We start from the raw sequence: 17,267 nt of genomic DNA, 5'->3' as shown, positions 1-17,267 counted from the left end.
GGTTATGCCTCGCCATCCCGACCCAGCCACCGGACGCGCCGCATGACCGACTTTGAAAGCCACCTCGCCCCTTACGCCGCCCGCTCCGCGCAGACGCGCGGGCGGGTGCACGCCGAGCCCGCGTCGCTGTCGCGCAGCGAGTTCCAGCGCGACCGCGACCGCGTGATCCACAGCACGGCGTTCCGGCGGCTCGAGTACAAGACCCAGGTCTTCGTCAACCACGAGGGTGACCTGTTCCGCACGCGGTTGACCCACAGCCTCGAGGTGGCGCAGATCGCTCGCTCGATCGCGCGCAACCTGCGCCTGAACGAGGACCTGGTCGAGGCGATCTCGCTGGCCCACGACCTGGGCCACACGCCGTTCGGCCACGCCGGGCAGGACGCGCTGAACCAGTGCATGAAGAACCACGGCGGCTTCGAGCACAACCTGCAGAGCCTGCTGGTGGTGGACGAACTGGAAGAGCGCTACGGCGGCTTCAACGGGTTGAACCTGACCTTCGAGACGCGCGAGGGCATCCTCAAGCATTGCTCGCGCGTCAATGCCTCGGCGCTGGGCGAGCTGGGTCGGCGCTTCCTCGAAGGCACGCAGCCGTCGCTGGAGGCCCAGCTGGCCAACCTGGCCGACGAGATCGCGTACAACAACCACGATATCGACGATGGCCTGCGGTCCGGGCTGCTGACGCTGGAGCAGCTCGACGAGGTGCCGATGTGGGGCCGCCACCGGGCCGAGGTGGCCGCGGCCTTCCCGGGCATCAATGGCCGCCGCGCTATCAACGAAACGGTCCGGCGCATGATCAACACGCTGATCGTTGACCTGATCGAAACCACCAGCCGCAATATCGCTGACGCCAACCCGCGCAATATCGACGCGGTGCGTGCCGCCGGCCCGCTGGTCGGCTTCAGTGCGCCGCTCCACGAGGAAGCCGCCGCGCTCAAGCGCTTCCTGTTCCGTCACCTGTACCGGCATTACCTGGTGATGCGGATGTCGGCCAAGGCCCAGCGCATCATCGGCGACCTGTTCCAGGCCTTCATGTCCGATCCGCGCCTGCTGCCGCCGCAGTACCAGGCCAGCCATGGCGGCGACCAGCCACGGCTGATCGCGCATTACATTGCCGGCATGACCGACCGCTACGCCATCCGCGAGCATCGCCGCATCTTCGCCGTCAGCGAGGGGACTGCCCCCTGAGAAATAGGGACGGATCAGGCTATGATGCGGGACATCCCAGCCCGCACCACCTGTCATGGCCCGCCTTCCCCGTCTTTCTCCCACCGGACTGCCTGCGCTGGTGTTGCAACGTGGCAACAACCGCCAGCCCGTGTTCCTGGGCGCGGACGACTACCTGCATTACCTCGACTGCCTGCGCATGGCCGCCCGCGAGCACGACCTGGCCGTTCATGCCTATGCACTGCGGCCCAATCATGTGCACCTCGTGGCGACGCCAAAAAGTGAGGACGCGCTTAGCCTGACCATGCAGGCGGTCGGACGCCGCTACGCGCGGTACTTCAACCGCGTGGCAGGACGCACCGGCACGCTGTGGGAGGGGCGCTTCCGCTCCGCCGTGTTCGAACCGGCCCAATGGATGCTGCCGGCCATGCTCTACGTCGAGGGCAACGCTGCGCGCGCCGGGGAGATCGGCACCCCGGAGGCGGACCGCTGGAGCAGCTACCGCCATCACGCCGGCATCGAGGCCAGCCCGTTTGTCAGCGACCACGCAGCCTACTGGGAACTGGGCAATACCCCGTTCGAGCGGCAGTCGAACTACCGCATGCTGAGCGCCGAAGGCCTGTCCGGCAAGACCCTGGACACCTTGCGCGCACATGCGCATAGCGGCTGGCCGCTGGGAGGCGACGCGTTTCTCGCGCAGCTGGAGAGGCACGGCTCGCGGCGCGTCCAGCCACTGCCGAAAGGTCGCCCCAAAAAGGTGCAAAACCGAGAGGAAAATGCGGATAAAGCTTCATAAATTATATGTGTCCCCATTTAATCCATTCACCGAAAGGGTGCGTGTTTTAATATATTCTGACCCTATTTAATTTTTTTGCGAGGCGCAGGCGATTCCCATATAGTTGCTCCACCCACAGTCATTGTGCGGCGCGTCACGCTCGTGTACGCCGCTGCGGCCCGCAGACAGCTTCGTCCCCATTTCCCTTCCCGCCGGTCCACCGGTTTGGGTGGATTTAAAGAAAGCGCGCGGTCCCCGTTCCGGCAGTCCAGCAGTTCGCGCAGCCTTCACCGGAATTCAGCCCGTGGACCAAATGAAGAACCTTTCGGCCCAAGCGCAGACCAGCGAGCAAATCAGCGAGTCTTCCTCCGCCCTCGACCTGCGTCCGCAGGCCCAAGGCATGTACGACCCGACCAACGAGCATGACGCCTGCGGCGTCGGCATGGTCGCGCACATCAAGGGCAGGAAGTCGCACGAGATCATTTCCCAGGGCCTGAAGATCCTGGAGAACCTGGACCACCGCGGCGCGGTCGGCGCGGACGCGCTGATGGGCGACGGTGCCGGCATCCTGATCCAGATTCCGGACCAGTTCTACCGCGAAGAAATGGCCGCGCAGGGCGTGAGCCTGCCGCCCGCCGGCGAATACGGCGTCGGCATGATCTTCCTGCCGAAGGAACACGCCTCGCGCCTCGCGTGCGAGCAGGAGCTCGAGCGCACGGTCCGCCTGGAAGGTCAGGTCGTGCTGGGCTGGCGCGACGTGCCGGTGGACTGCAACATGCCGATGTCCCCCACGGTGCGCAAGACCGAGCCGGTGATCCGCCAGATCTTCATCGGTCGCGGCCGCGACATCATGACCACGGACGCGCTGGAACGTAAGCTCTACGTCATCCGCAAGACCGCCAGCCACGCCATCCAGGCGCTCAAGCTCAAGCACGGCAAGGAATACTTCGTGCCGTCGATGTCGGCCCGTACCGTGGTGTACAAGGGCCTGCTGCTGGCCAACCAGGTCGGCGAGTACTACCTGGACCTGCAGGACCAGCGCGCCGTGTCGGCCCTGGCCCTGGTGCACCAGCGCTTCTCGACCAACACCTTCCCGGCCTGGGAACTGGCCCACCCGTACCGCATGGTCGCCCACAACGGCGAAATCAACACGGTCAAGGGTAACGTCAACTGGATCAACGCACGTACCGGCGCGATCTCGTCGCCGGTGCTGGGCGACGACCTGCCCAAGCTGTGGCCGCTGATCTACCCGGGCCAGTCCGATACGGCATCGTTCGACAACTGCCTCGAACTGCTGACGATGGCCGGCTACCCGCTCGTCCACGCGATGATGATGATGATCCCGGAAGCCTGGGAGCAGCACACGCTGATGGACGACAACCGTCGCGCCTTCTACGAGTACCACGCCGCCATGATGGAGCCGTGGGACGGCCCCGCCGCGATCTGCTTCACCGATGGCCGCCAGATCGGCGCCACGCTGGACCGCAACGGCCTGCGCCCGGCACGTTTCTACGTGACCGAGGACGACGTCGTGGTGCTGGCGTCCGAAGCCGGCGTGCTGCCGTTCCCCGAGTCGCGCATCGTCGAGAAGTGGCGCCTGCAGCCGGGCAAGATGTTCCTGATCGACATGGAGCAGGGCCGCATCATCGACGACAAGGAGCTCAAGGACAACCTGGCCAACGCCAAGCCGTACAAGAGCTGGATCGACGCCGTCCGCATCAAGCTGGACGAGATCGACGCCAAGCCCGAAGACGTCGCCGCCGAGAAGAAGCCGGTGGCCAAGCTGCTGGATCGCCAGCAAGCCTTCGGCTACACCCAGGAAGACGTCAAGTTCCTGATGGCGCCGATGGCGCTGGCCGGCGAAGAAGCCACTGGCTCGATGGGCAACGACTCGCCGCTGGCGATCCTGTCGTCCAAGAACAAGACGCTGTACCACTACTTCAAGCAGCTGTTCGCCCAGGTCACCAACCCGCCGATCGACCCGATCCGCGAGAACATGGTGATGTCGCTGGTGTCGTTCATCGGCCCGAAGCCGAACCTGCTGGAGCTGAACAACATCAACCCGCCGATGCGCCTCGAAGTGTCCCAGCCGGTGCTGGACTTCAAGGACATCGCCAAGATCCGCAACATCGAGCACTACACCGGCGGCAAGTTCCGTTCATACGAACTGAACATCTGCTACCCGACCGCGTGGGGCAAGGAAGGCATCGAGGCGCGCCTGGCCTCGCTGTGCGCCGAAGCCGTGGATGCGGTGCGTTCTGGCTACAACATCCTGATCGTGACCGACCGCCCGGTCGATGCCGACCACGTCGCCATCCCCGCGCTGCTGGCCACCTCCGCCATCCACCACCACCTGGTGGAGAAGGGCCTGCGCACGTCCACCGGCATGGTGGTCGAGACCGGCACCGCGCGTGAAGTGCACCACTTCGCGCTGCTGGCCGGCTACGGCGCGGAAGCCGTGCACCCGTACCTGGCGATGGAAACCCTGGCCGACATGGCCAGCGGCCTGTCGGGCGACCTGTCGCCCGAGAAGGCGGTCAAGAACTTCGTCAAGGCGGTCGGCAAGGGCCTGTTCAAGGTGATGTCCAAGATGGGCATCTCGACCTACATGTCGTACACCGGCGCGCAGATCTTCGAGGCCATCGGCCTGTCGCGCGAACTGGTGCAGAAGTACTTCCACGGCACGCCGTCGAATGTCGAGGGCATTGGCATCTTCGAGGTCGCCGAGGAGGCCCTGCGCCTGCACAAGGACGCCTTCGGCAACAACCCGGTGCTGGAGAACATGCTGGACGCCGGCGGCGAGTACGCCTTCCGCATCCGCGGCGAGGAGCACATGTGGACGCCGGACTCGATCGCCAAGCTGCAGCACTCGGTGCGCGCCGAGGACGCCAAGGGTTCGTACCAGACGTACAAGGAATACGCCAACATCATCAACGACCAGAGCAAGCGCCACATGACGCTGCGCGGCCTGTTCGAGTTCAAGGTCGATCCGGCCAAGGCGATTCCGCTGGAAGAAGTCGAGCCCGCCAAGGAGATCGTGCGGCGCTTTGCCACCGGCGCGATGTCGCTCGGCTCGATCTCCACCGAAGCCCATGCCACGCTGGCCGTGGCGATGAACCGCATCGGCGGCAAGTCGAACACCGGCGAAGGCGGTGAGGACGAGAAGCGCTATCGCAATGAACTGCGCGGCATCCCCATCAAGCAGGGCGACAGCCTGAAGAGCCTGCTCGGCGACGTGGTCGAGGCCGACCTGCCGCTTCAGGATGGCGACTCGCTGCGCTCGAAGATCAAGCAGGTGGCGTCGGGCCGCTTCGGCGTGACCGCCGAGTACCTGGCTTCCGCCGACCAGATCCAGATCAAGATGGCGCAGGGCGCCAAGCCGGGCGAAGGCGGCCAGCTGCCGGGCCACAAGGTCTCGGACTACATCGGCAAGCTGCGTTACTCGGTGCCGGGCGTGGGCCTGATCTCGCCGCCGCCGCACCATGACATCTACTCGATCGAGGATCTGGCGCAGCTGATCCACGACCTGAAGAACGTCAACCCGTCGTCGGATATCTCGGTCAAGCTGGTGTCCGAAGTGGGCGTCGGCACGGTGGCTGCCGGTGTGTCGAAGGCCAAGGCCGACCATGTCGTGATCGCCGGTCACGACGGCGGCACCGGCGCTTCGCCGTGGTCGTCGATCAAGCATGCCGGCACGCCGTGGGAACTGGGCCTGGCCGAGACGCAGCAGACACTGCTGCTCAACGGCCTGCGCAACCGCATCCGCGTGCAGGCCGACGGCCAGATGAAGACCGGCCGCGACGTCGTCATCGGCGCGCTGCTGGGCGCCGACGAGTTCGGCTTCGCCACGGCGCCGCTGGTTGCCGAGGGCTGCATCATGATGCGCAAGTGCCACCTCAACACCTGCCCGGTGGGCGTGGCCACGCAGGATCCGCAGCTGCGCAAGAAGTTCCAGGGCAAGCCGGAACACGTGGTCAACTTCTTCTTCTTTGTTGCCGAAGAAGCCCGCGAGATCATGGCCCAGCTGGGCATCCGCACCTTCGACGAGCTGATCGGCCGCGCCGACCTGCTCGACACCAAGGCCGGCATCGAGCACTGGAAGGCGCGCGGCCTGGACTTCAGCCGCATCTTCCACCAGGTGTCGCTGGGCGCGGACGTGCCGCTGTACCACACCGACGTGCAGGATCACGGCCTGTCGGCCGAAGCCGGCAAGGCGCTGGACCACGTGCTGATCGCCAAGGCCCGCCCGGCGATCGAGAAGGGCGAGCGCGTCTCGTTCATCCAGCCGGTCAAGAACGTCAACCGTACCGTCGGCGCGATGCTTTCGGGCGTGGTGGCCAAGCAGTACGGCCATGAAGGCCTGCCCGACGACACCATCCACATCCAGCTGCAAGGCACCGCCGGCCAGTCGTTCGGCGCATTCCTCGCGCACGGCATCACGCTGGACCTTGTGGGCGACGGCAACGACTACGTCGGCAAGGGCCTGTCGGGCGGCCGCGTGATCGTGCGTGCCCCGCATGAGTTCCGCGGCGATCCGACCCGCAACATCATCGTCGGCAACACGGTGCTGTACGGTGCCATCGCCGGTGAGGCGTTCTTCAACGGCGTGGCTGGCGAGCGCTTCGCGGTGCGTAACTCCGGCGCGGTGGCGGTGGTGGAAGGGACCGGCGACCACGGTTGCGAGTACATGACCGGCGGCACGGTGGTGGTGCTGGGCGGCACCGGGCGCAACTTCGCGGCCGGCATGTCGGGCGGCGTGGCCTACGTCTATGACGAGGATGGCCTGTTCGACAAGCGCTGCAACACCTCGATGGTGGCGCTGGAAGCGGTGCTGGCCTCGGCCGACCAGGAGAAGGGCCAGCCCCAGGCTTCGTGGCACAAGGTCGACGGCAAGCGCGTGCTGGATGAAGTCATCCTGCGCAACCTGATCGAGCAGCACTTCCGCTACACCGGTTCCGAGCGCGCCAAGGCGCTGCTGGCTGACTGGACCACGGCACGCCGCAAGTTCGTCAAGGTCTTCCCGACCGAGTACAAGCGCGCGCTGGGCGAGATGTACGCCAAGGAACAGGCAGCCCGCGACAGCGACCGCGAAGCCATCGCGGCCTGAGCAGCGCGCAACCAAGCAGCGATGGGCCGCGGCAAGCGCAGCGGCCCTGACAAGATACTGACCCCACCGCAGGGCCGGCGAAGCCGCCGGTCCCGCGCAGCATGACCAAGGACGCAACATGGGTAAGGCGACTGGCTTTCTCGAATTTCCGCGCCAGAATGAGGGCTACGAACCGGTAGTCAAGCGCGTGAAGCACTACAAGGAATTCGTGTTCGCGCTGTCCGACAGCGAAGCGAAGCTCCAGGGTGCGCGCTGCATGGACTGCGGCATCCCGTTCTGCAACAACGGCTGCCCGGTCAACAACATCATCCCCGACTTCAACGACCTGGTGTACCGCCAGGACTGGAAGTCGGCGATCGAGGTGCTGCACCAGACCAACAACTTCCCCGAGTTCACCGGCCGCATCTGCCCGGCGCCGTGCGAGGCTGCCTGCACGCTGGGCATCAACGAACTGCCCGTGGGCATCAAGTCGATCGAGCACGCCATCATCGACAAGGCCTGGGAAGAGGGCTGGGTTGCCCCCCAGCTGCCGCGCCACAAGACCGGCAAGACCGTCGCCGTGGTCGGCTCCGGCCCCGCCGGCATGGCCGCCGCGCAGCAGCTGGCACGCGCCGGCCATGACGTGACCGTGTTCGAGAAGAACGACCGCATCGGCGGCCTGCTGCGCTACGGCATCCCCGACTTCAAGATGGAGAAGTCGCTGATCGACCGCCGCATGGAACAGATGCAGGCCGAAGGCGTGACCTTCCGCGCCGGCGTCATGGTGACCGATGGCGAGCTGCCGGCCGGCATCAAGAACTACGCGCGTGAAACGATCTCGGCGCAGGCCTTGATGGAACAGTTCGACGCCGTGGTGCTGGCGGGCGGGTCGGAAGTGCCGCGCGACCTGCCGGTGCCGGGCCGCGACCTGGCCGGGATCCACTTCGCGCTGGAATTCCTGATTCCGCAGAACAAGGAAGTGGCCGGCGACGGCGCCAACGAGATCCGCGCCGAGGGCAAGAACGTGATCGTGATCGGCGGCGGCGATACCGGCTCCGATTGCGTCGGCACGTCCAACCGCCACGGCGCCACCTCGGTGACCCAGTTCGAACTGCTGCCCCAGCCGCCGGAAGAAGAGAACAAGCCGCTGGTGTGGCCGTACTGGCCGATCAAGCTGCGCACCTCGTCGTCGCACGACGAAGGCTGCGAGCGCGACTGGTCGGTCGCCACCAAGGAATTCATCGGCGAGAACGGCAAGGTCACCGCGCTGAAGGCCTGCCGCGTCGAATGGAAGGATGGCCGCATGCAGGAAGTGGAAGGCAGCGAGTTCATCCTGCCGGCCGACCTGGTGCTGCTGGCGATGGGCTTTACCAACCCGGTGGGTTCGATGCTGGAAGCGTTCGGCGTCGACACCGACGCGCGCAAGAACGCCAAGGCCTCGACCGAAGGCGAGCGTGCCTACCACACCAACGTGCCCAAGGTGTTCGCCGCCGGCGACGTGCGCCGTGGCCAGTCGCTGGTGGTATGGGCGATCCGCGAAGGCCGCCAGGCCGCGCGTTCGGTCGACGCGTTCCTGATGGGGCATAGCGACCTGCCGCGCTGATCCGGCCTCGGCGCCGCAACAAGAAGCCCGCCTGGCGCAAGCCGGCGGGTTTTTTTTCTGGGCGATGGCGGCGTTCAGCCGGCCAGCGTTCGCTCCATCAGCACCGCGCTGGCGCCGTATGCCGCCAGTTTGCCGGCATGCCGCGCGGCCATTTGCGCCGGCAGCGGGGCGTAGCCGAGCCTGCGCCACCACGACGCCGCGGATTGCACCGCGATCAGCCGCGAGCGGCGCAGCCCGGCGCCGTGCGCCGCCGCCTGCGCCGCCGCGTACAGGCGCGGCGCCAGCCCTGCGCCGCGGCCGGCCGGGGCCACGGCCATGTCGTGCACGAACCAGGTCAGGGTGTCCGGGGCGGCGTGCTGGCGCCAGCCATCGTCGAGCAGGCCGTCCAGCGGCGGCAGGCTGTCTTCGGGCCAGGCGTGGGCGAACAGGTAGGCGGCAAGTGTGCCGCGCTGCGCGGGCTCGTGCGCGACCCAGCAGGTGGCCGGCGACAGCGCCAGCCGGCTGGCCAGGGCCGCCTGGCTTTCCAGCAGGCCCTCGGGATAGCAGCTGGCCTGCACCGCCAGCACGGCCGGCAGGTCGGACCAGACCATGGGCCGCACGGTGAATTTCGTCATCGGCGGATTATAGCCGCGGGCCCCGCCCGGGCCTTCCGCGAGGGCGCATTTGGCAAGGCCCAGCAAGGCTTTCAGGGTTCTCCCGGCTATGGTTTACGTGCCTGTGGCGGCCCGGGCATTGTCCTTACAATTTTCAAAAACAATTAACGGAAACTGCCTCGTCAATCCTTTTTCCCCAGAACCAGTTTGCCGCCTCCTCAGGAGACGGGTCGGAGGAAATCGATGTCCGAAGTGCGCAAGTTGTCGCGGCTTTGGCGAGGTAAAGCGAAGTTCGCGCCGCGCCTGCCCGCGGTCGCCGCCGCCCGGCGCTGGCTCCCGCCCGTGCTGTGCCTGTACGCGCTGGGCTGCGCCACGCTGGCGTTCGCCGTGCCGGCCAGGCCCGCGCATGCCGGCAGCCAGCCGCTGGCGCGCAGCATGACGTTCCCTGACCGCCCGATGCGGTTGATCGTGCCGTTCCCTGCCGGCGGTGTCGCCGACGCCGTGGCGCGGATGCTGGCCGAGCGCCTGTCGGCCAGGCTCGGCGTGCCGGTCGAGGTCGACAACCGTCCTGGCAGCGCCGGCACCATCGCTGGCGATGTCGTCGCCAAGGCCAGCTCCGACGGCCATACGCTGCTGTTCCACCAGGCCAACATGCTGATCCAGCCGGGGCTGGAGCCGGTGCCCTACGACGTCGTGCGCGATTTGACGCCGGTGGCGCGTGTCGCCACCACGCCGCTGTTCCTGGTAATCGATGCCCGGCTGCCGATGCGCACCCCGGAGCAATGGATGACCGCGGTCAGGTCGAGTCCCGGTTCCTACAGCTACGGCTACGGCCAGCCCGGCAGCCCTTCGCACCTGTACGCCGAATACGCGGTGCGCGGCCTGCGCGGCGGCGTGCCGCTGGTCACCGGCAAGGGCGAGGCCGCGGTGGTGCAGGAGATGCTGGCCGGCCGGATCAGCGCCTGCTTCTGTTCGTTCGCGGCGGTCCAGAGCCAGGTCAAGAGCGGCGGACTGCGGCTGGTCGGCGTGACCGGCGTGGCGCGGTCGCAACTGGCACCGCTGGTGCCGACGCTGCAGGAATCCGGGCAGGACGGCTACGCCGCGGCGGCCTGGTTTGGCGTGATGGCGCCCGCCAGGACGCCGCGCGCGATCGTGGCGCGACTGGCCGGGGAACTGGACGACGTGATGTCGGAGCGCGAGGTGCGCTCGCGCCTGCAGGCCGCCGGCCTGACGCCGCTGCGCGACTCGCCAGAGGCGTTTGCCACCGCAATCCGCTCGGAATCGATCCAGTGGCAGGTCATCCTGAAGGACGTGCCGATCGCGCAGGAGCCCTGAGCCGCACTGCGGCCGGGTGGGAGATTACTGGCCTTCCAGCGGAAATCGGCCAGATAGCCGGACGTCCAGGAGAATTCTGAGGCGCAACAGGATCGTTTCATGTGGCGCGAGGCACACGGTGCCAGCAGGGCTAGGTAGTACACCTTATAATGCGCCCCTGTCCTGACCGGTGCCCACGTGACCGATTCTCCTCAAAACCTTGTCGAACTGACTGCGGTGGATTTCGCCTACGCGGACCACGGCAAGCCGATCCTGTCCGGCCTGACCATGCAATTCCCGCGCGGGAAGGTGATCGCGGTGATGGGCGGTTCGGGTTGCGGCAAGACCACGGTGCTGCGGCTGATCGGCGGCCAGGTGCGGCCGCAGTCGGGCGCGGTGCGCTTTGCCGGCACGGACATCCACCGGCTCGACGGCGCCGGCCTGTACGCCGTGCGCCGGCAGATGGGCATGCTGTTCCAGTTCGGCGCGCTGTTTACCGACCTGTCGGTGTTCGACAACGTGGCCTTCCCGCTGCGCGAGCACACCGACCTGCCCGAGTCGATGATCCGCGACCTGGTGCTGATGAAGCTCAACGCGGTCGGGCTGCGCGGCGCGCGCGACCTGATGCCGTCGCAGATCTCCGGCGGCATGGCGCGGCGCGTGGCGCTGGCGCGCGCGATCGCGCTGGATCCGGCGCTGCTGATGTATGACGAGCCTTTCGCCGGCCTGGATCCGATCTCGCTGGGCCTGACCGCGCGGCTGATCCGCAGCCTCAACGACGCGCTCGGCGCCACCACCATCATCGTCTCGCACGACGTGCACGAGACCTTCCAGATCGCCGACTACGTCTATTTCATTGCCGACGGGCGCATCGCCGCCGAAGGCACGCCCGAGGCCCTGCGCGCCTCCACCGATCCGTTCGTGCATCAGTTCGTCCACGCCGAGGCTGACGGCCCGGTGCCGTTCCACTATGCCGGACCGTCGCTGACCGAGGATTTCGTCGGAGAGGGGCGATGACCGGCTTCCTGACGGACTTCTTCAGCGCCATCGGCGCGGCCGTGCGCCGCAGCATTTCCGGGCTGGGCCACGCCACGCGCATGTTCCTGGCCGTGCTGGCACTGTCGCCGGCACTGCTGCGCCGCTTCCGGCTGGTGACCGACCAGGTCTTCTTCGTCGGCAACCTGTCGCTGGTGATCATCGCGGTGTCGGGCCTGTTCGTCGGCTTCGTGCTGGGCCTGCAGGGCTACTACACGCTCAACCGCTACGGCTCCGAGCAGGCGCTGGGGCTGCTGGTGGCGCTGTCACTGGTGCGCGAGCTGGGCCCGGTGGTGACCGCGCTGCTGTTCGCCGGCCGCGCCGGCACTTCGCTGACCGCCGAGATCGGCCTGATGAAAGCGGGCGAGCAGCTTACCGCCATGGAAATGATGGCGGTGAACCCGCTGCAGCGCGTGGTGGCGCCGCGCTTCTGGGCGGGCGTGATCGCCATGCCGGTACTGGCCGCGATCTTCAGCGCGGTGGGCATCCTGGGCGGCTACGTGGTCGGGGTGCAACTGATCGGCGTCGACGCCGGCGCCTTCTGGTCGCAGATGCAGGGTGGCGTCGATGTGCGCGCCGACGTGCTCAATGGCGTCATCAAGAGCTTTATCTTTGGCATCGCGGTGACGTTCATTGCGCTGTACCAGGGGTTCGAGGCCAAGCCCACGCCGGAAGGCGTCTCGCGCGCGACCACCCGCACCGTGGTGATCGCGTCGCTGGCGGTGCTGGGGCTGGATTTCCTGCTGACGGCGCTGATGTTCAGCAACTGAGGCGGCCCCCGTGACGACCATGCAGGAAGTACGACAACACGCAGCGCCAACTAGGCAGCGACAGACACTACGGGGTTGAAGAAAGAGATTCCAATGAAAAAGAACACACTCGATTTCTGGGTGGGGCTGTTTGTGGTGGCAGGCTTCGTCGCCTTGCTCTTCCTGGCCCTCAAGGCGGGAAACATGAGCGCCTTCAGCTTCCAGGACACCTATAGCGTGCAGGCCCGCTTCGACAACATCGGCGGGCTCAAGCCGCGCGCGCCGGTCAAGAGCGCGGGCGTGGTGGTCGGGCGGGTCGCGGCGATTCGCTTCGACGACAAGACCTACCAGGCCACCGTGGAGATGAGCCTGGAGACGCGCTATCAGTTTCCGAAGGACACCTCGGCCAAGATCCTGACCTCGGGCCTGCTGGGCGAGCAGTACATCGGCCTGGAAGCCGGCGGCGACACCGCCATGCTGGCCAACGGCGCGCGCATCACCATGACGCAGTCTGCCGTGGTGCTCGAAAACCTGATCGGGCAGTTCCTGTACAACAAGGCCGCCGATGCCGGCGGCGGCTCGTCCACCGGTGCCAGTGCGCCGGCCCCGGCTGGAGATCTCAAGTGAGCCCCGCCCGCCCGCTCCGGTCCATCCTGGCCACGGCCGCCGCCGCGGCGGCGCTTGCCGGTTGCGCCACCGGGCCGACTGCCAACCCGAAAGACCCGCTGGAGCCGTTCAATCGCGAAGTCTCCAAGATCAACGAGGACTTCGACAAGGGCATCCTGCGCCCGGTGGCCGAGCTCTATGCCGACTACACGCCCACGCCGGTGCAGCGCGCGGTGGAGAACTTCTTCTCCAATGTCAGCGATGTCTATTCGGCGGTGAACAACCTGCTGCAGGGCAAGCCGACGCGCGCGGCCGAAGACACCATGCGCGTGGCCATGAACACCGTGCTGGGCATCGGCGGCCTGATTGACATCGCAACCCCGGCCGGCCTGCCCAAGTACAAGGAAGACTTTGGCCAGACTCTCGGCGTGTGGGGCGTGCCGGCCGGTCCGTACCTGGTGCTGCCGCTGTTCGGGCCGAGCACCTTCCGCGACACCGCCGGCATGCTGGTCGACCGCCAGGCTGATCCGTCGGCGTACTTCTACCCGGTTTCGCTGCGCAATTCGCTGGTCGGGGTGCGCATCGTCGCCGGCCGCGCCCAGCTGCTGGGGGCCAGCAACCTGCTGGAGCAGGCGGCGCTGGACAAGTACTCGTTCCTGCGTGATTCCTACCTGCAGCGGCGCCAGTACCTGATCTACGACGGCAATCCGCCGGGGGGCGACGACGAAGCCGAGGCCGAAGGCGCGGCGCCGGCAGCAGCCGACGCCGGTGCGGCACCGACGCCGGCACCGGCACCGGCACCGGCACCGGCTCCGTCGGCAGCACCGGCTCCGTCGCCAGCACCGGCTCCGTCGGCGGATGGCGCTTCAGCCCCTGCCGCCGAGCCGCCCAAGCCCGGCGCCGCGGGCGAGACCCAGCCGGAGGGGCAGAGCATGCCGGTGCCGCCGGGCCTGCCGGGCGGCCTGCCAGGGGTACGCTTCCGCTGAGGCGATGAACACGTCACCGGCGCTGTGAATGCGCTGTGACCGCTGAAACAAATTGTTTGTAGGTGGTGTACGGTGCGCTTTGGATGGAACGCATACGACACCGCTATGTTCCAATCTGCAAGGACCCGTGCTTGCGAGGTGCGTATCGAGCGCCGGCGCATGGGTCCCGACCTCTTTGATAAAGAAGGAAATCTCACATGCTCAAGCGACTGTTGCTCCCCCTCCTGACGGCGGTTGCCTTCGCGGGGACCGCGCAGGCCCAGGTATCGGCCCAGGTATCGGCCCAGGACGCGGCTACCCCGGACGGGCTGGTCAAGGCCGTGGTCAATGACGTGATGTCGACCGTGAAGGCCGACAAGGACATGCAGGCCGGCAATATCGGCAAGATTACCGCGCTGGTCGAACAGAAGATCATCCCCAACGCCAATTTCCAGAAGACCACGCAGATCGCCATGGGCCGCAACTGGTCCAAGGCCACGCCCGAGCAGCAGAAGCAGATCACCGACGAATTCAAGACCCTGCTGATCCGGACCTACGCCGGCGCCATCGCGCAGATCCGCGACCAGACCGTGCAATACCGTCCGTACCGCGGCACCGCCGACGATACCGATGCCACCATCCGCACCCAGGTGATCAACAAGGGCGAGCCGATCCAGATGGACTACCGCCTGGAAAAGACCGCGCAGGGCTGGAAGGTCTATGACATCAACGTGCTGGGCGCATGGCTGACCGAGGCCTACAAGGGCAGCTTCAACACCATCGTCGGCCAGCAGGGCGTCGACGGCGTGATCAAGACGCTGCAGGACCGCAACCGCCAGCTCGCGAACGCCAAGAGCTGAGCGGCGCGCTTGCCGTGCGCCCGCTGCAATGCAGCACGGCGCGCCAGAGTTGCACTACAATGGCCGTTCGTGACACAGGCTCCCGTGCCACGCGGGAGCCTTCGTTTCAAGTCCCTTTTTCTTTCCTACGCATCCAGGCCGCTGACGCCATGCTTTCACCGGGCAACTCGCTGACCAACCAGAACGCCGCCACTGTGCTGCGAGACGGACTGGCGCGCGTTGCGCAGGGCGACGTCGAGGTGGACTGCACCGGCCTGGCGCAGGTGGACTCTGCTGCCGTTGCCGTGCTGCTGGCGTGGCAACGGGCCGCCGTGGCGCGCGGCCAGGCGCTGGTGCTGCGCGGCGTGCCGCCGCAACTGGCGCAACTCGCCGGCCTGTACGGCGTGGACAGCCTGCTCGGCCTGGCCAGCGCGGCCGCGCTGGCCGCCACCGCATCGCGACACCATCACCGACATTGATCCGGCATCGCCGGTCGCCAGCCTGGCGGCCGCACGCGATGCCGCGGCGACCGCTGGCGCGGCCGCCGAGCCCCCGGGGCGAAACCGGCGGGGATCAAGCGGGACCGACCCCGCATCCCCTATAATTCCGGGTTGTTCGCCCATCGCCCCGCCTGTTGCCGGCCCGATCCATGCCGGACCAGGATATCCGGGCACGCAGTTGCTCCCCATTTCCTGGCGGCCGGCCCCGAAAGAGCCGGACCCGCCACAAACAATCGGCCATGAAAGCCATTGAAATCCACGACGTTCGCAAGCGCTACCGCAACCTGCAGGCGCTCAAGGGCGTCAGCTTCACCGTCGAACGCGGCGAATTCTTCGGCCTGCTCGGGCCTAACGGCGCCGGCAAGACTACGCTGATCTCGATCCTCGCCGGCCTGAATCGCGCCGATTCCGGCCGCGTCAGTGTGCTGGGGCACGATGTCGTCGCCGATTACCGCATGGCGCGGCGTATGCTGGGCGTGGTGCCGCAGGAGCTGGTGTTCGATCCGTTCTTCACGGTGCGCGAGACGCTGCGGCTGCAGTCCGGCTATTTCGGCCTGACCCGCAACGACGACTGGATCGACGAAATCATGGCCAACCTGGACCTGACCGGGAAAGCCGATGCCAATATGCGCCAGCTGTCCGGCGGCATGAAGCGGCGCGTCCTGGTAGCTCAGGCGCTGGTGCACCGCCCGCCGGTGATCGTGCTCGACGAGCCCACCGCCGGCGTCGATGTCGAGTTGCGGCAAACGCTGTGGAAGTTCATCTCGCGCCTGAACCGCGAAGGGCACACCATCATCCTGACCACGCATTACCTCGAAGAGGCCGAGGCCCTGTGCGACCGCATCGCCATGCTCAAGTTCGGCGAAGTGGTGGCGCTGGACCGCACCAGCAACCTGCTGACGCAGTTTGCCGGGTTGCAGCTGGTGCTGACCTTCGCGCGCGGCGCCCTGCCGGCGGCGCTGGAGCCGCTGCGCATGCCGGCCAACCCCGGCGAGCGCGCGGTGCGGCTGCGGCTGTCGGGCTACCAGGCGGTGGAACCGATCCTGGCCGCCTGCCGCGAAGCGGGCTGTGATATCGAAGACATGGAAATCAACAAGGCCGACCTCGAAGACGTATTCGTGCAGATCATGCGCCGCGAGGGGCATATGCCCGGCGCGCTGCCCGATCCGGCGCTGGAGGCCGCGGCATGAAGCAGCCTGGCGAGATCGAAATCCTGGAAGACACCCGCCTCGGCCCGATGGCCGTGGGTGGCCTGGTGGGCTTCCGCACGCTGCTGTACAAGGAAGTGCTGCGCTTCTGGAAGGTGAGCTTCCAGACCGTGGCCGCGCCGGTGCTGACCGCGGTGCTGTACCTGCTGATCTTCGGCCATGTGCTGGAAGACCGGGTCAAGGTCTATGACCAGATCAGCTACACCGCCTTCCTGGTGCCTGGCCTGGTGATGATGAGCGTGCTGCAGAATGCGTTTGCCAACAGTTCCTCGTCGCTGATCCAGTCGAAGATCACCGGCAACCTGGTGTTCGTGCTGCTGCCGCCGCTGTCGCACTGGGAGATGTTCGGCGCCTACGTGGTGGCGTCGGTGATCCGCGGCCTGACGGTCGGCCTGGGCGTGCTGCTGGTGACGGCGTGGTTCGCCAACCTGCATTTCGCCAACGTCGGCTGGATCCTGGTGTTTGCGCTGCTGGGGGCGGGCATCCTGGGCACGCTCGGCCTGATCGCCGGCATCTGGGCCGAGAAGTTCGACCAGCTGGCCGCGTTCCAGAATTTCCTGATCATGCCGGCGACCTTCCTGTCCGGCGTGTTCTATTCGATCCATTCGCTGCCGGCCTTCTGGCAGGCGGTGTCCCATGCCAATCCGTTCTTCTACATGATCGACGGCTTCCGCTATGGCTTCTTCGGCGTCTCGGACGTGTCGCCGCTGTTCAGCCTGGCGGTGGTCGGATCGGCATTCGTGGTGCTGGCCGCGCTCGCGCTGCGCCTGTTGAAGTCCGGATACAAGCTGCGCCACTGAGCGGCGGCCGGCCCTGTTGAATCAAGCTGA

At 66.9% G+C, this 17,267-nt stretch carries 14 protein-coding genes; 13 read left to right on the top strand and 1 reads right to left on the bottom strand.

Features of this window, described 5'->3' with window-relative positions; genetic code table 11:
- Nucleotides 1-42 precede the first annotated feature (42 nt).
- The 4 genes from CBM2586_RS15080 (at nucleotide 43) to CBM2586_RS15065 (ending at nucleotide 8,628) form a co-directional block, all read left to right on the top strand.
- Nucleotides 43-1,185 (top strand): deoxyguanosinetriphosphate triphosphohydrolase, encoded by a 1,143-nt coding sequence (locus tag CBM2586_RS15080; RefSeq protein ID WP_115660960.1) that lies wholly within the window; start codon nucleotides 43-45, stop codon nucleotides 1,183-1,185.
- Nucleotides 1,186-1,240: 55 nt separating this feature from the next.
- Nucleotides 1,241-1,960, top strand: coding sequence for a transposase (locus CBM2586_RS15075; protein WP_115688277.1), 720 nt, complete (start codon nucleotides 1,241-1,243; stop codon nucleotides 1,958-1,960).
- 292 nt (nucleotides 1,961-2,252) lie between these two features.
- A complete protein-coding gene (locus CBM2586_RS15070; RefSeq protein ID WP_172587080.1) occupies nucleotides 2,253-7,046 on the top strand; it encodes a glutamate synthase-related protein in 4,794 nt (1,597 codons plus the stop codon).
- Nucleotides 7,047-7,164: 118 nt separating this feature from the next.
- The gene (locus CBM2586_RS15065; protein WP_115688275.1) at nucleotides 7,165-8,628 is read left to right on the top strand and encodes a glutamate synthase subunit beta; all 1,464 of its coding nucleotides are present in this window, start codon (nucleotides 7,165-7,167) and stop codon (nucleotides 8,626-8,628) included.
- A gap of 74 nt (nucleotides 8,629-8,702) precedes the next feature.
- Here the strand turns inward: CBM2586_RS15065 and CBM2586_RS15060 are convergent, their stop codons facing one another.
- Nucleotides 8,703-9,242: a GNAT family N-acetyltransferase gene (locus CBM2586_RS15060; protein WP_115688770.1), complete on the bottom strand. Its 540-nt coding sequence runs from the start codon at nucleotides 9,240-9,242 to the stop codon at nucleotides 8,703-8,705.
- 222 nt (nucleotides 9,243-9,464) lie between these two features.
- Between CBM2586_RS15060 and CBM2586_RS15055 the strand changes: the two genes are divergently transcribed.
- The 9 genes from CBM2586_RS15055 (at nucleotide 9,465) to CBM2586_RS15015 (ending at nucleotide 17,237) form a co-directional block, all read left to right on the top strand.
- Nucleotides 9,465-10,556: a tripartite tricarboxylate transporter substrate binding protein gene (locus CBM2586_RS15055; RefSeq protein WP_115688273.1), complete on the top strand. Its 1,092-nt coding sequence runs from the start codon at nucleotides 9,465-9,467 to the stop codon at nucleotides 10,554-10,556.
- A 177-nt stretch (nucleotides 10,557-10,733) separates the two neighbouring features.
- On the top strand, nucleotides 10,734-11,552 hold the full coding sequence (locus CBM2586_RS15050; RefSeq protein ID WP_115688271.1) for an ABC transporter ATP-binding protein: 819 nt from the start codon (nucleotides 10,734-10,736) through the stop codon (nucleotides 11,550-11,552).
- On the top strand, nucleotides 11,549-12,340 hold the full coding sequence (gene mlaE / locus CBM2586_RS15045) for a lipid asymmetry maintenance ABC transporter permease subunit MlaE (RefSeq protein WP_373424207.1): 792 nt from the start codon (nucleotides 11,549-11,551) through the stop codon (nucleotides 12,338-12,340). Before CBM2586_RS15050 ends, mlaE begins: the two co-directional genes overlap by 4 nt.
- A 93-nt stretch (nucleotides 12,341-12,433) precedes the next feature.
- Nucleotides 12,434-12,946: an outer membrane lipid asymmetry maintenance protein MlaD gene (gene mlaD / locus CBM2586_RS15040; protein WP_115660965.1), complete on the top strand. Its 513-nt coding sequence runs from the start codon at nucleotides 12,434-12,436 to the stop codon at nucleotides 12,944-12,946.
- Nucleotides 12,943-13,911 carry an MlaA family lipoprotein gene (locus CBM2586_RS15035; RefSeq protein ID WP_115688269.1) on the top strand — a complete coding sequence of 323 codons (969 nt, stop codon included), beginning with the start codon at nucleotides 12,943-12,945 and terminating at the stop codon, nucleotides 13,909-13,911. The genes mlaD and CBM2586_RS15035 overlap by 4 nt, the downstream gene beginning before the upstream one ends.
- Nucleotides 13,912-14,108: 197 nt before the next feature.
- A complete protein-coding gene (locus CBM2586_RS15030) occupies nucleotides 14,109-14,750 on the top strand; it encodes an MlaC/ttg2D family ABC transporter substrate-binding protein (RefSeq protein WP_115688267.1) in 642 nt (213 codons plus the stop codon).
- A 149-nt stretch (nucleotides 14,751-14,899) separates the two neighbouring features.
- On the top strand, nucleotides 14,900-15,208 hold the full coding sequence (locus tag CBM2586_RS15025; RefSeq protein WP_115660968.1) for an STAS domain-containing protein: 309 nt from the start codon (nucleotides 14,900-14,902) through the stop codon (nucleotides 15,206-15,208).
- Between the two features lie 260 nt (nucleotides 15,209-15,468).
- Nucleotides 15,469-16,419 carry an ABC transporter ATP-binding protein gene (locus CBM2586_RS15020; RefSeq protein WP_115660969.1) on the top strand — a complete coding sequence of 317 codons (951 nt, stop codon included), beginning with the start codon at nucleotides 15,469-15,471 and terminating at the stop codon, nucleotides 16,417-16,419.
- Nucleotides 16,416-17,237 (top strand): ABC transporter permease, encoded by an 822-nt coding sequence (locus tag CBM2586_RS15015; protein ID WP_115660970.1) that lies wholly within the window; start codon nucleotides 16,416-16,418, stop codon nucleotides 17,235-17,237. The genes CBM2586_RS15020 and CBM2586_RS15015 overlap by 4 nt, the downstream gene beginning before the upstream one ends.
- Nucleotides 17,238-17,267: the final 30 nt, after the last annotated feature.

It is taken from the genome of Cupriavidus taiwanensis, assembly GCF_900250115.1.
Lineage (GTDB): Bacteria > Pseudomonadota > Gammaproteobacteria > Burkholderiales > Burkholderiaceae > Cupriavidus > Cupriavidus taiwanensis_B.
This window is presented reverse-complemented; position numbering and strand designations above follow the sequence as displayed.

What these genes read in the sequence shown, in the direction of transcription:
- CBM2586_RS15080 (WP_115660960.1), top strand. Translation starts at nt 43, where the DNA reads ATGACCGACTTTGAAAGCCACCTCGCCCCTTACGCCGCCCGCTCCGCG.
- CBM2586_RS15075 (WP_115688277.1), top strand. Translation starts at nt 1,241, where the DNA reads ATGGCCCGCCTTCCCCGTCTTTCTCCCACCGGACTGCCTGCGCTGGTG.
- CBM2586_RS15070 (WP_172587080.1), top strand. Translation starts at nt 2,253, where the DNA reads ATGAAGAACCTTTCGGCCCAAGCGCAGACCAGCGAGCAAATCAGCGAG.
- CBM2586_RS15065 (WP_115688275.1), top strand. Translation starts at nt 7,165, where the DNA reads ATGGGTAAGGCGACTGGCTTTCTCGAATTTCCGCGCCAGAATGAGGGC.
- CBM2586_RS15060 (WP_115688770.1), bottom strand. Translation starts at nt 9,242, where the DNA reads ATGACGAAATTCACCGTGCGGCCCATGGTCTGGTCCGACCTGCCGGCC.
- CBM2586_RS15055 (WP_115688273.1), top strand. Translation starts at nt 9,465, where the DNA reads ATGTCCGAAGTGCGCAAGTTGTCGCGGCTTTGGCGAGGTAAAGCGAAG.
- mlaE (WP_373424207.1), top strand. Translation starts at nt 11,549, where the DNA reads ATGACCGGCTTCCTGACGGACTTCTTCAGCGCCATCGGCGCGGCCGTG.
- mlaD (WP_115660965.1), top strand. Translation starts at nt 12,434, where the DNA reads ATGAAAAAGAACACACTCGATTTCTGGGTGGGGCTGTTTGTGGTGGCA.
- CBM2586_RS15030 (WP_115688267.1), top strand. Translation starts at nt 14,109, where the DNA reads ATGCTCAAGCGACTGTTGCTCCCCCTCCTGACGGCGGTTGCCTTCGCG.
- CBM2586_RS15025 (WP_115660968.1), top strand. Translation starts at nt 14,900, where the DNA reads ATGCTTTCACCGGGCAACTCGCTGACCAACCAGAACGCCGCCACTGTG.
- CBM2586_RS15020 (WP_115660969.1), top strand. Translation starts at nt 15,469, where the DNA reads ATGAAAGCCATTGAAATCCACGACGTTCGCAAGCGCTACCGCAACCTG.
- CBM2586_RS15015 (WP_115660970.1), top strand. Translation starts at nt 16,416, where the DNA reads ATGAAGCAGCCTGGCGAGATCGAAATCCTGGAAGACACCCGCCTCGGC.